11 protein-coding genes are annotated in these 12,361 nt (G+C 72.1%); 5 read left to right on the forward strand and 6 right to left on the reverse strand.

Going from position 1 to position 12,361, the window contains the following annotated elements; translation table 11 throughout:
* Nucleotides 1-21: 21 nt before the first annotated feature.
* The 3 genes from ACFRAL_RS01765 to ACFRAL_RS01775 all read right to left on the reverse strand — a co-directional run bounded on the left by ACFRAL_RS01765 (nucleotide 22) and on the right by ACFRAL_RS01775 (nucleotide 3,243).
* A complete protein-coding gene (locus tag ACFRAL_RS01765; protein ID WP_378879092.1) occupies nucleotides 22-1,002 on the reverse strand; it encodes a Gfo/Idh/MocA family protein in 981 nt (326 codons plus the stop codon).
* A gap of 64 nt (nucleotides 1,003-1,066) precedes the next feature.
* Nucleotides 1,067-1,975, reverse strand: a complete 909-nt coding sequence (locus ACFRAL_RS01770) for a DMT family transporter (RefSeq protein WP_378879094.1) — start codon at nucleotides 1,973-1,975, stop codon at nucleotides 1,067-1,069.
* The gene (locus ACFRAL_RS01775) at nucleotides 1,975-3,243 is read right to left on the reverse strand and encodes a serine hydrolase domain-containing protein (protein WP_378880208.1); all 1,269 of its coding nucleotides are present in this window, start codon (nucleotides 3,241-3,243) and stop codon (nucleotides 1,975-1,977) included. Before ACFRAL_RS01775 ends, ACFRAL_RS01770 begins: the two co-directional genes overlap by 1 nt.
* 79 nt (nucleotides 3,244-3,322) lie before the next feature.
* Here ACFRAL_RS01775 and ACFRAL_RS01780 point away from each other — a divergent pair, with 79 nt between their 5' ends.
* Entirely contained in the window at nucleotides 3,323-3,649 is a 327-nt protein-coding gene (locus ACFRAL_RS01780) for a DUF2470 domain-containing protein (protein WP_378879096.1), read from the forward strand.
* 43 nt (nucleotides 3,650-3,692) lie between these two features.
* Complete coding sequence (locus ACFRAL_RS01785; protein ID WP_378879098.1) at nucleotides 3,693-4,346, forward strand: heme oxygenase (biliverdin-producing); 654 nt, start codon at nucleotides 3,693-3,695, stop codon at nucleotides 4,344-4,346.
* Between the two features lie 31 nt (nucleotides 4,347-4,377).
* Here the strand turns inward: ACFRAL_RS01785 and ACFRAL_RS01790 are convergent, their stop codons facing one another.
* Nucleotides 4,378-5,742: an ATP-dependent RecD-like DNA helicase gene (locus ACFRAL_RS01790; RefSeq protein ID WP_378879101.1), complete on the reverse strand. Its 1,365-nt coding sequence runs from the start codon at nucleotides 5,740-5,742 to the stop codon at nucleotides 4,378-4,380.
* A gap of 9 nt (nucleotides 5,743-5,751) precedes the next feature.
* A complete protein-coding gene (locus tag ACFRAL_RS01795) occupies nucleotides 5,752-6,234 on the reverse strand; it encodes a MerR family transcriptional regulator (RefSeq protein ID WP_378879103.1) in 483 nt (160 codons plus the stop codon).
* Between the two features lie 55 nt (nucleotides 6,235-6,289).
* Between ACFRAL_RS01795 and ACFRAL_RS01800 the strand changes: the two genes are divergently transcribed.
* The 3 genes from ACFRAL_RS01800 to ACFRAL_RS01810 all read left to right on the forward strand — a co-directional run bounded on the left by ACFRAL_RS01800 (nucleotide 6,290) and on the right by ACFRAL_RS01810 (nucleotide 10,166).
* Nucleotides 6,290-7,123, forward strand: a complete 834-nt coding sequence (locus tag ACFRAL_RS01800) for an NAD(P)/FAD-dependent oxidoreductase (RefSeq protein WP_378879106.1) — start codon at nucleotides 6,290-6,292, stop codon at nucleotides 7,121-7,123.
* A gap of 159 nt (nucleotides 7,124-7,282) precedes the next feature.
* Nucleotides 7,283-8,338: a hypothetical protein gene (locus ACFRAL_RS01805; protein WP_378880211.1), complete on the forward strand. Its 1,056-nt coding sequence runs from the start codon at nucleotides 7,283-7,285 to the stop codon at nucleotides 8,336-8,338.
* Nucleotides 8,339-8,378: 40 nt separating this feature from the next.
* Nucleotides 8,379-10,166 carry a SulP family inorganic anion transporter gene (locus ACFRAL_RS01810; RefSeq protein ID WP_378879109.1) on the forward strand — a complete coding sequence of 596 codons (1,788 nt, stop codon included), beginning with the start codon at nucleotides 8,379-8,381 and terminating at the stop codon, nucleotides 10,164-10,166.
* 19 nt (nucleotides 10,167-10,185) lie between these two features.
* Here the strand turns inward: ACFRAL_RS01810 and ACFRAL_RS01815 are convergent, their stop codons facing one another.
* A complete protein-coding gene (locus ACFRAL_RS01815) occupies nucleotides 10,186-12,168 on the reverse strand; it encodes a cytochrome c oxidase assembly protein (RefSeq protein ID WP_378879112.1) in 1,983 nt (660 codons plus the stop codon).
* Between the last annotated feature and the right edge of the window lie 193 nt (nucleotides 12,169-12,361).

Genomic DNA, 12,361 nt, shown 5'->3' on the forward strand with positions numbered 1-12,361 from the left:
GTGCGAACCCCGGCGGGTCGCTCAGCCGGCGAGCGCGGCCGCGCGCCAGTCCGTCAGCACGCGGGCGGCCGCACGCGTGTGCGACCAGGGCATCTCTGGCACCTCGAGACGCCCGTCCTGGAGGACCCGCGAGAGCGCGTCGGCCTCGGCCGCCATCGGCTGCACCACGGGGAGCTCGACCACCCGCTCGTCGCCGTCGCGCCGGATGAGCAGCGCATCGGGGCTCGCGGTGCGGCTCCCCCACGCGTTGGGCAGCACGACCTCCGCCTCGGCGAAGGTGAGCACGGCGGTGTCGGACAAGTCCTCGATCACCGAGGTCGCGATCGCGGCCGTCAGGTCGCCGAAGCGCAGTTCCGCCGAGGCGGTGCCGTCGACGCCGCCGACCACCCGGGCCTCGAACCGGCCATACTCCGGGTCGATCGGCCGGCCGGATGCCGCAGCCAGGTCGATCGCGAGCGCCAGCGGATAGCACCCGACGTCGAGGATGGCCCCTCCCGCCAGCGCAGGGTCGAACAGGCGTCCCTCGCGGGTGCCGGCGTCGAAGCCGAACGCGCCCTGAACGCGCTGCAGCTCGCCGAGCTCGCCACCACGGGCGAGTTCGCGCAGCGCCTCGGCGAACGGGCCGAACCGCGTCTTGAACGCCTCGAGGAACGGACGCTGCACGCGTTGCGCGGTGTCGAGGATCCGCTCCACCTCGTCGAGCGTCGGGCTCGCGGGCTTCTCGCACAGCACGGCCTTGCCGGCCTCCAGCGCGCGGACGGCGAGGTCGGCGTGGGTGGTGTGGACGGTGCCGACGTAGACCGCGTCGACGTCATCGCGGGCGAGGATCTCGTCGTAGGTCCCGGATGCCGTCGCGCCGTGCTCCGCGGCGAATCCCGCCGCCCTGTCCGCCGACGAGCTGCCCACCGCGTGCAGCACTCCGCGCTCGGACGCGCGCAGCCCCACGACGAAGTCCCTGCTGATCGCGCCGGGGCCGAGCACTGCCCATCTCGTCTTCACCATGACCCGATCGTAGCCAGCGCCGCGCCGCAGCCCGCCCGGGCGTCCGCACGCGCCGTCCGGGCCGTCAGGCGACGGGCTCGGCTGCCTCCTTCGCCGCGCGGGCCGAGGATCGCACCGCGCCCATGCTCGCGGCGATGACGAGTCCGATGCCGAGCACCTCGAGCACCGTCATATGTTGTCCGAGGAATATGAAGCCGGCCAGCGCCGCGGTTGCGGGAGCGAGGCTCATCAGGATCGCGAACACGGCGGCCGGAAGCCGCCGCAGCGCGATCAGCTCGAAGGCGTACGGGATCGTCGACGACAGCACGGCGACGGCCGCGCCGAGGGCGACCAGGTCGAGCCGCAGCAGTGCGGGTCCGGCATCCGCGATGCCGAACGGCAGCGAGACGATCGCGCCCACGGCCATCGCGAGCGCCAGCCCGTCGAGCCTCGGGAACGCCCTGCCGACGCGGGCCGAGGCGAGGATGTAGAACGCCCAGCTCGCCGCGGCGCCGAGCGCGAACAGCACGCCGAGCGGATCCAGGCGATCCCATCCGCCCCCGCCGAGCGCGATGACGCCCGCCAGCGCGAGGAGCGCCCACAGCCAGGCCGAGGCCCTCCGGCTCGCGACGATCGAGAGCACGAGGGGCCCGAGCACCTCTATCGTGACCGTGACCCCGAGCGGCAGCCGCTCGAGCGCGAGGTAGAAGAGCGCATTCATCAGCGCCAGCACGAGGCCGAAGAGCGCGACCGCCGTCCAGTCCGGGCGCGAGTGCCCGCGGAGCCGCGGACGGGCGATGAGCAGCAGGATCGCCGCCGAGAACACCAGCCGCAGCATGACCATGCCGAGGGGCCCGACCTGAGGGAAGAGCAGGACTGCGAGCGAAGCGCCGACCTCCTGACAGGCGAGTCCCGCGACCACCAGGAGGACCGCCGGCGTCGAGCCGGAGCCGCTCGCCCGTGCCGGGGCTTCCGAGTGGCCGGAGCTCGGCACTACGCCGCCGGCGGTGCGCACACCGCCGCGGCGGCGATCGCCTCGTGATACTGCTCAGGGGTCCAGGGCAGACCCGCGTCGGGGGCCGTCTCACCGTCGGCGGCGGGGGTCTTGGATGCGATGGCCGCGAGCTCCCACGCGAGGTACTCGCCGATCGCCGCCGACGCCGTGGAGCTGTTCAGCACGACCGCGACCGTCAGCCCAGTGGCCGGGTCGGCGAACGCGGCGGTGAGGTATCCGGGCACCTTGCCGTACTGGCCGACGAGCGAGCCGGCGATGATCGCGCCGCCGTCGGCGTTGAGCCACGTCGGCGCGTCGGGCGCGACCGGCACGGGATTGCCGAAGCGGTCGTCGTCCTCGACCAGTCGACCGGTCGCCAGCGCCTGGACGTACCGTCCGAGGTCCTCGATGTCGGTGACCACGCCGCCGTCGGTGAAGCCGGTGGTCGCCGAGACGCCGGTGAGGTCGACCGGCGCCGCGCAGTCCAGCACACCCTCGGCGTTGTTCACCGCCTGGCCGCCCTGGAGCACTCCGGAGTCGGGCAGCGGGCCCAGCGCGGTCGCCTCCAGGGCGAGCGGGCCGGCGACGTACCGCTCGATCAGGTCGGCGGCCGTTGCTCCCGTGGCGCGCTCCAGGGCGAGGCCCAGCAGCACATAGCCCGCGTCGGAGTCGCGGTAAGCGACGCCGGGCTCCGTCGTGCGGGGCTGGCCGAGGCCGAAGCTCGCGAGATAGCGGGGATCCCACCTGCGCTCGGGGTTGGACAGCCACAGCGGATACAGCTGCGTGCCGTACGAGCCGATGCCCGACGTGCCGTCGCAGAGCTCGGAGAGGCTGACGTCGGCGAGGTCCGGGACACCCGAGACGTAGTCCGCGACGCTGTCGCCGAGCTTGACGATGCCCTCCGCGGCGACCTCGTACAGCACGTCGCAGGTCATCGCCCGGGTGACCTTGCCTGCGCGGAACACCTGGTCGGCCGTCACCTCGCCGCCGCCGTCCGGCCGCTGGGCGCCGACACCGGTGACCCAGCTCCCGCTCCAGGGCGCCCAGACGCCCACGATCGCGCCCGAGGACCCGGTGGTCGTCATGGCGTGGGTGACGGCATCCGTCATCTGCTGCACGGTCTCGTCCGAGAAGGAGGCGGTCGACTGCACCGGGGCGTCGTCGGCCTCGACCTCGCCGCCGAACGAGCAGCCGGCCAGCACGAGGGCTGACATCAGCGCGCCGCCGATGACCGCGATGGCGCGGCGACTTCTGGAGCGGGTCCGCATGCTCACCCCCCGATGATCGTGCATGAATTCAAACACACGACAGCCGGTGTCGTCGCACCCCGATCCGTATGGTATGAGCATGACCCATCGGTTCGACGATGCCGCCCTGACGGGCGTGCTCGGCCACATGAACGGCGACCACGCCGGCGACAACCTCCTCATCGCCCGCGCGTTCGCCCCGCAGGCCGCGACAGGCCCGGACACGATCGCATCGTCGCGGATGACGGGCTTCGACGGCGAGGGGGGGATCTGGGAGGCCACCCTCACCGACGGGTCGGTGATCGAGGTCGCCGTGCCGTGGCCGGGAGGACCCATCACAGAGCGCCCCGAGGTGCGGCGCGAGATCGTGGCGCTGTACGACGAGGCCTGCCGCCGGCTCGGGATGGCGCCCCGACCGCACGCGTAGAAATTCATGTTAGGTTCGCCTTATCTTCAGTTACCATGAAGGTATGAGCGACCCGATCCCGTTCTCCGCCGCACTCCGCGAGCGCTCGAGTCGCGCGCACTCGTCGAGCGAGACGGCCGGCTTCATGTCCGACCTCATGACGGGGGAGGGCACGCGCGACGACTACATCGCGCTGGTCGTCCAGCACTGGTTCATCTACGAGGCCCTCGAGCGCGCCGCGAGCCGCATGCGCCACGATCCGATCGCCTCGGTGTTCATCACCGACAAGCTCACGCGCCTGCCGGCGCTCGAGGCCGACCTCGGGTTCCTCATCGGGCCGGACTGGCGCGAGCGCATCGAGCCGCTGCCGACGACCCGGCGCTACGTCGAGCGGATCGACCAGGTCGGCGCCACGTGGCCGGGGGGCTTCGTCGCCCACCACTACACGCGATATCTCGGCGATCTGTCGGGCGGGCAGTTCATCGGCCGCCTGATGTCGCGCCGCTTCGGCTTCGAGACCAACGGCATCGGCTTCTACCTCTTCGACGACATCGCCGACCCCAAGGCGTTCAAGGACGTCTACCGCGAGCAGCTCGACGCCGCCCCGTGGGACGCCGCCGAGCAGGAGCGCGTCATCGACGAGGTGCTGCTGGCCTATCGCTTCAACACCGAGCTGTTCGAGGACCTCGCCGCCGCCAAGGCCTCCCAGGTCGCCTGAGCCGGCCGCCGGCCGCCGGCCGCCGGCAGGCTCAGGTCACCGGCATGCCGCGCACGGCCGAGGCCATGAACCGCTGCACGTCGGGGTCGACGCGGATGTCGCTCGGGCGCAGCGGCCGCGACAGGTACAGTCCGTCCAGCGAGGTCAGCCTCGACAGGGCGACGTACGTCTGCCCGGGAGCGAACGCGCCCGAGCCGAGGTCGATGATCGCCCGGTCGTAGGTCTTGCCCTGCGACTTGTGGATGGTGACCGCCCACGCCAGGCGCAGCGGGAACTGGGTGAACTCGGCGACGATGTCGCGGGTCAGCTGCTTCGACCCCGGATCGTACGAGTAACGGTACTTCTCCCACACCGAGGGCTCGACGTCGAACTCCTCGCCCTCGACGTCGACGCGAACCGTCTCGCCGGCGATGCGCGTGACGGTGCCGATGGTGCCGTTGACCCAGCGCGGCGGCTCGCCGAAGGACTGCGTGTCGTTGCGCAGGAACATCACCTGGGCCCCGACCTTGAGCTTGAGCTCGAGGTCGGCCGGGTACGCGGCATCCCCCCGTCCGAAGTCGCCGCTGACCTCCGCCATCGCCGTCTGCTCGCGCCCGATGAGCTCGGTCAGATGACGGCGGTTGATGTTGTTGACGATGTCGTTGCGCGTGGCGAGCGTGATGATCGGGTGCTCGCCGTCGCGCGGATCCGGGGGAGTGCGCGCACCGGTGTCGTTGAGGACCTGGGCGATGTCGGCCGTCACCCGGCCGTACCGGACGGCGTTGAGCATCGCCTTGAATGCGGGGTCGCTCTGGCGGTGGATGTCGATCAGCTCGCGGACGTTCAGCCCGGCGCCGTACGAGCCGATTTCGAGGATGCCGTCGCTCGCGGCCTCGCCGACCCACACCTTGGCGTCGAAGAACCAGAACGAGCGGTAGTGGTCGCGCACGTAGCGCAGCTCGTCGCCGCGGGGCGGCACGGGCGCCAGCTGGTACGGGTCGCCGAACATGACGATCTGCGTGCCGCCGAAGGGCTCCGCCCGGCGGCCCCGCGCCTTGCGCAGCGACCGGTCGATCGCGTCCATGAGGTCGGCGTTGACCATCGAGATCTCGTCGATGACGAGCGTGTCGATCGCGTTGAGCAGCTTGCGCGTCGCGTCGGACTGGTCCTCGTCGTGCGCGCCGATGATGCCGAGCGGCAGCTTGAAGAGCGAGTGGATCGTCTGGCCGTCGACGTTCAGGGCCGCCACGCCGGTCGGCGCGCACACCGCGATCTGCTTGCCGGTGTTCCAGGCGAGGTGCTGCAGCAGCGTGGACTTGCCGGTGCCGGCGCGTCCGGTCACGAACACGTGCTCGCGTGTGTCCTCGATGAGACGGAACAGCGCCTCCTGCTCGGCGGAGAGGGGCGGCGTGTTCACCGATTCATGCTAACGAGCCGACACCGCCTTCCGGCGCCCCGGCGCCGGATCGGTGGACGACCCGCGGCCGTCCACAGCGGACTCCGCCTCCCGCCAGACGCCCGTTCCCGCCACCACCTCGTCCATGATCGCCCGGAACCGCGGGCACGTCGTGATGTCGTGCGACCGGCAGTTCAGCGCGTGCTCGGTCATCCGCCGCGACCGCTCCATGTCGGCCATGCGGCGGTCGAGGTCCGCGAGATGCTCCTCGAGGACTCGATGGCGCTCCGGTGCCTGCTCGTCCAGCAGCACGCCGATCTGCTCGAGGCTCATGCCGGCGTTCCGGCTGCGGACGATGACGCCGATCCGCACGAGGTCGTCGTCGCCGAACCGCCGGCGGTCCGCGCCGTCCCGCGCCGGCCGGAGCAGTCCCATGCCCTCCCAGTGCCGCAGGACGTGTGTGGGCAGCGAGAACCGGGCCGCCGCCTCGCCGATGGACAGACTTGACTTCATGTCGACATGAAGTCACAGGATCGATCCCGACGCAACCCGACGAGAGGATCACCCCATGTACGACGTCATCGTGATCGGCGGCGGCCCGGCCGGCCTCCAGGCCGCGCTCACCATCGGCCGCATGCACCGCGACGTGCTGCTGCTCGATTCCGGCGAGTACCGCAATGCGACCGTGGACCACGCGCACAACCTCATCACCAACGACGGCCGCAGCCCCGCCGAGCTGCGCCGCCTGGCGCGTGAGGAGCTGGCGGCCTACCCGACCGTCGAGGTGCGCACGACGACGGTCGCCGCGGCCTCCGGCGCGCTCGGGGACTTCGCCGTGTCGACCGCCGAGGGCACCGAGCACGCCCGCCGCCTGGTGCTGGCGACGGGCATGCGCGACGAGCTGCCGGCGGTGCCCGGCCTCGCGCAGCAGTGGGGGAGGCGGGTCGCGCAGTGCCCCTTCTGCCACGGCCACGAGTTCGCCGGCGAGCGCGTCGCGATCCTCATCGAGGGCGACCACGGGCTCATGATCGAGCGGATGCTGCGCCCCGTCGTGGCGTGGGCGCTCATCGTGCGCCCGGCCGACCTGGCCGAGGTCACGGAGGTCGGCGGCGGGCTGGAGCTGACGTACGCCGACGGGCGCGTCGAGCGGGTGGCCGGTGTGTTCACCGCCGCGACGGCGAGCCAGCGGGCGCCCTTCGCCGCCCAGCTCGGCTGCGCGGACCTGCCCGGGGGCGGGGTGGAGGTCGACCCGCTCGGCCGCACCACGATGCCGGGGGTGTACGCCGGCGGTGACATGGCGCACCTCGCGACGGTGCCCGGGCCGATGGTGTCCCTGGCTGCCGCGATCGCCTCGGGCCAGCTCGCCGGCGCCAGCGCCGTGCGCGACGACGTCATGGAGTGACTCGGGCGACAGACGCACAGGGGCCTCCCGGTCAGGGGTTTCTAGACTGTTGCCGTGGACCAAGGGGCGGTGGACACGGCAGCCGGTCGCGCGAGCGCGCCATCGGTCGATTCCGCGGGCCGCACCGCCCCCGCGGGCACGGCCCCGACGGCGACGCTCATCCGGCCGCCTCACAAGCGCCGCCGCTCGAACCTCGCTCTGGACCTCAGCCTTCTCGGCCTCGTCGGCCTGCTCCTCGTCGCAGCGCTGTTCGCGGCCTGGGGCGCGGTGGAGCGGCACTTCTACAGCCCCGTGGCGTTCGTGGAGGGCTACGTGCGCCTGCTCGAGCAGGGACGCGCCGCCGACGCCCTCGCGGTCCCGGGTGTCCGGGTGAGCTCGGCCGAGCTCGAGGCGGCGGGGCTTCCGCCCACCGCCTCCGACGCTCTGCTGCGCAGCGACGCCCTCGCCCCCATCGACGATGTGCGCGTGGTGTCCGAGGAGCAGGACGGCGACGTCACGCACGTGACGGTCTCGTACCAGGCGCGGGGATACGAAGGACGCACCACGTTCTCGGTCGAGCGGGACGGGTCGATCGGCCTGGCGCCGACGTGGCGATTCGCCGAGAGCCCGCTCGCGGTGATGAACCTGGCGGTGACCGGCTCCATGGCCTTCGACGTCAACGGCTTCGAGATCGACAAGCGCCAGGTCTCGCCGGAGGGGGCGGATGCCGACCCCGCGGCGCCCGTCTCGCTGCTGGTCTTCTCACCCGGCCTGTACTCCGTGTCCGTCGACACGGCGATCTCGAGCACCCCCGGCGTCGCGGTGCTGTCCGACAGCCCGTTCCAGGCCATCCCGGTGAACGTGCAGGCGCAGCCCACCGAGGAGTTCGTGCGAGTGGTCCAGGAGAAGGTCGAGGAGTTCCTCACCGGCTGCGCGACGCAGGAGGTGCTGCAGCCCACCGCGTGCCCGTTCGGCTACTTCGTGCAGGACAGGATCGCGTCGCTCCCGGAGTGGTCGATCGTGCAGCAGCCCACCGTCGAAGTCGAGCCGAACGGCGCCGGCTGGTCGATCCTGCCCGCCGAGGCGGTGGCGCACATCCACGTCGACATCCGCTCGCTCTTCGACGGCAAGGTCCGCCAGATGAGCGAGGACGTCCCCTTCATCGTCAAGGGCGAGATCACCGTGCGGCCCGACGGCAACGTGGCGATCGTCGTGACGGGTCCCGACACCACCTGATCGCGCTCCCGTCGGCCAAGATGGTGCCGAGGAGCCGACGATGAGCGCAGTCGACAGGATCGCCCGCTGGGTCCCGGGCGTGGCGACCGCCCGCGCGTACGAGCGGCGGTGGCTGTGGCCGGACATCCGGTCCGGCCTGGTCCTGACGGCTCTTCTCATCCCGGCCGGGATGGGCTACGCCGTCGTCGCCGGGCTGCCCCCCGAGACAGGGCTGTACGCCACCATCGTGCCGCTGCTGGCCTATGCCCTCTTCGGCCCGTCGCGCGTGCTGGTGCTCGGCCCGGACTCGGCACTCGCACCGATCATCGCCGCGGCGATCCTGCCTCTCGCGCTCGGCGACGAGCCGCGGGCGGTCGCCCTGGCCGGGCTGCTGGCGATCATGGTCGGCGTGCTCCTGCTGCTCGGCGGCATCCTCCGCCTGGGCGTGGTGACCGACCTGCTGTCCAAGCCCATCCGCGTCGGCTACCTCAACGCGATCGCCGTCATCGTGATCGTCTCCCAGCTGCCGACGCTGCTGGGGTTCTCGATCGACGCCGATTCGCTCTGGCAGCGTGTCGTCGCCATCGGGCAGGGCGTCGCCGGCGGGATGGTGGACCCGCTCGCCGTCGCCTTCGGCGTGGGCTCCATCGCGGTGATCCTCATCCTCAAGCCGCTGCGCCGGGTCCGCATACCGGGCGTCCTCGTCGTCGTCGTGGTCGCGACGGCGCTCACGGCGATCTTCGGCCTGTCCGATCGGCTCGCCGTCGTCGGCGCGCTCCCTCAGGGACTCCCGGCTCCCGCCCTCGGCGGCCTGCAGTGGAGCGACGTCCTGGCGCTCGTCCTCCCGGCGGCGGGCATCGCCCTCGTCGCTTTCACCGACACGGCGGTCCTCTCGCGGACGTTCGCCGCACGCCGCGGCGAAGACGTCGACGGCAGCCAGGAGATGGCCGGGGTCGGGATCGCGAACATCGCCGGAGGCCTCTTCGGCGGCTTCCCCGTCTCCGGCTCGTCGTCGCGCACACCGGTGGCCGAGCAGTCCGGTGCCCGCACGCAGCTCACCGGCGTCGTGGGCGCGGTGCTCCTGATCGTCTTCATCCTCGTGCTGCCGGGCCTCACCGACCACCTCCCGTCGGCGACGCTGGCCGCCGTCGTCACGAGCGCGGCCATCGGCCTCATCGACCTGCGGGGCTTCACCCGGCTCGTCCGCATCCACGCCGTCGACGCGGTCCTGTCCGCCGCCGCGTTCCTCGGCGTGCTCGTCTTCGGCGTGCTCGAGGGCATCGTCATCGCGATCGGCCTGTCGTTCGTCGCCTTCGTCAACCGGTCATGGCGTCCGTACAAGGCCGAGCTCGGCCTGGTGGAAGGGCTGCGCGGCTACCACGACCTCTCGCGCAACCCCGATGCGAAGCGCATCCCCGGCGTGGTCATCGTCCGCTTCGACGCGCCCCTCTTCTTCGCGAACGGCGGCGTCTTCGACGACTGGGTGCGCGCGCGCGTCCGTGCCGCCGGCGACGACGTGCACACCGTGATCCTCGCCGCCGAGCCGATCACCGACATCGACACCTCCGCCGCCGACGAGCTCGTCGAGCTCGACCAGTACCTGCAGGTGCGCGGCATCCGCCTCGTGATCGCGGAGATGAAATCGCCCGTCGTCGACACGCTCGCCCGGTTCGGCCTCACCGGCCGGTTCACCCCCGACCGCTTCGCACCCACCGTCGGCGCCGCGGTCGACGCGCTGACGGGCACCCTGCGCACCGACATCGCCGGCACGAACCCGGACGAGGCGCCCCGTCCCTCGCCCGGCACGGATCCCGGCGCGGGCGACCTCGGACGCCCGCCTGCGCCCTGACCAGCGGCGTGCGACCGTCTCAGCGGCCGGAGCCGGCCTTCGCGTCCTTCTCGGCGAGCTCCGCCAGCCGGGCGTTGTACGCCTCCAGCTCGGCGTCGCCGGTGCGGTCGGCGTGCCGGTCGCGTCGCTTCGTCTCGCGCGCATCGCTCCGGCTCCACTGGATCGCCACCGTGATCGCGAGGATGAGCGTCGGGATCTCGCCGATCGACCACGCCACACCGCCGCCGGTGTACTGGTCCTCCAGCGGAGTCGCGCCCCACGTGCGCCCCATGGATCCGAACCACTCGGCCACCATGAGGCCCTCCTGCATCATGATCGCGATGCCGAAGAAGGCGTGCATCGCCATGACGCCGATGAGCAGCAGGAGACGCCCGGGATAGGGGAGCCGGTAGGGCACCGGGTCGATGCCGATGAGCGAGAGCACGAAGAGGTAGCCGGTGATGAGGAAGTGGGCGACCATCCACTCGTGCCCGAGGTGGTCGTAGAGCGACCAGCGGAACAGATCGGTGTAGTAGAACACCCACAGCGAGCCGACGAAGAGCCCGGCCGCGACGAACGGGTGGGTCAGCACGCGGGCGACCGGGGAGTGCACGGCCCAGAGGATCCACTCCCGGCCGCCGCGGGTGCCGTCGTCGCGCTTGCGGATCGCCCGCGCAGCGAGGGTGACCGGAGCCCCCGCGACCAGCAGCAGCGGGATCGCCATGGTCAGCAGCATGTGGCCGATCATGTGCATGCTGAACAGGTAGTCCTGGTAGACGTTGATCACACCGCCGGTCACCCACACGAGCAGCGCCATGCCCGCGACCCACAGGACGGTGCGGTACACCGGCCACGCGTCGCCGCGACGGCGCAGGCGCCACACGCCGGCGAGGTAGAAGAAGACCGCGAAGGCCGCCACGACGGCCCACAGCAGGTCGACGTTCCACGCGGTGACCCAGCGCTCGATCGTGAGCTCCGGCGGCAGCGGCGCCCCGGTGAGCCGCTCGGCCGGGGTCGGCGTCGAGGGAATCAGGGGCTCGACCGGCGGGGGCGTGCGGGCGAGGGCGGCCGCCGCACCGCTGGCCACGCCCATCAGGGCGAGCTCGAAGACGACGAGGCTCCAGAACGCGCGGGAGGCGGCCGCGGTCGTCAATCTGCCGACGAGTCGCGCGCGATACCAGGCGCCGAACAGCCCGAGCCCGATGAGCGCGACGATCTTCACCGCGAGGATCAGGCCGTAGGGCGACAGCAGGGCCGACCAGTCCTGCAGCCCGATCGCCGCCCGCACGGTGCCCGAGAACGCCACGACCGCGAACGCGGCGAGCGCGATGCTCGAGTAGCGGGCGACCGTGGCGGCCGTGGCGTCGCGTGACTGCAGGGGACGCACCACCACGATGAGCAGCAGGCCGCCCAGCCACACCGCGGCCGCGATGATGTGGAGGATCAGCGCGGTCATGGCCTCATGGTGGAACGCCTCTTCGCCCGAGTGGCCCTGCGTGCCCATGGGAACGAGGGATGCCGCGGCCAGCAGCGCGACGAAGAGCGTCGCCGTCCACGAGCGCACCGCGAAGGTGAGGACCGTGAGCGCGGCGCCGGCGACCGTCGTGATCAGCCAGGTGCGACCCACCTCGGTCTCGACGATGAAGCGGCCCAGCAGCGCGCCGAACTCCGGCCCCATGCTGATCACGGGGTTGAACGCGTCGACGAACGTGAGGAAGCCGGTGGCGCCCGCAGCCATCGTGAAGACGGCCGCCGAGATCGACGCGGTGTCCAGGGCGATGTCGAACTCGCGTTCGCCGGCTCGCAGCGTGAACAGGGCGGTGACGAGGACGCCGACCATGCCCGCCGCGGCGAGGTTGACCACGAGCTTCGCGGTGGGAAGGCTCCAGCGCACCACGGGGCCGGGATCCGCGATCGCGAGCGGCGCGGCGCCGCCGCCGTGCGCGAGCGCCCACACCATGGTCGCGAGCGCGGCCACGACGAGGATCGCGGGCCCGGCGGCCCGCAGGGCGCGGGAGTTCACCGCTCCAGCCTACGTTGCGCCGGGTGGGCGGCCGGTCGGGTCGGGAGGCCGTGCGCCGGCCCGTCGCGGCGCCTGCCGGGCGGACGAACAGAAGAGGGGCTTCCCCGGGTCGGGGCCAGCCCACATGTGGGGGTCTGCGGCGGGTTTCTTTTCGGGGGCCGTCAGCTTAGAGCCGGCGGTGTCCATGTCGCGC

The sequence above is a fragment of the Microbacterium sp. NPDC056736 genome, assembly GCF_042790415.1.
Classification (GTDB): Bacteria; Actinomycetota; Actinomycetes; order Actinomycetales; family Microbacteriaceae; genus Microbacterium.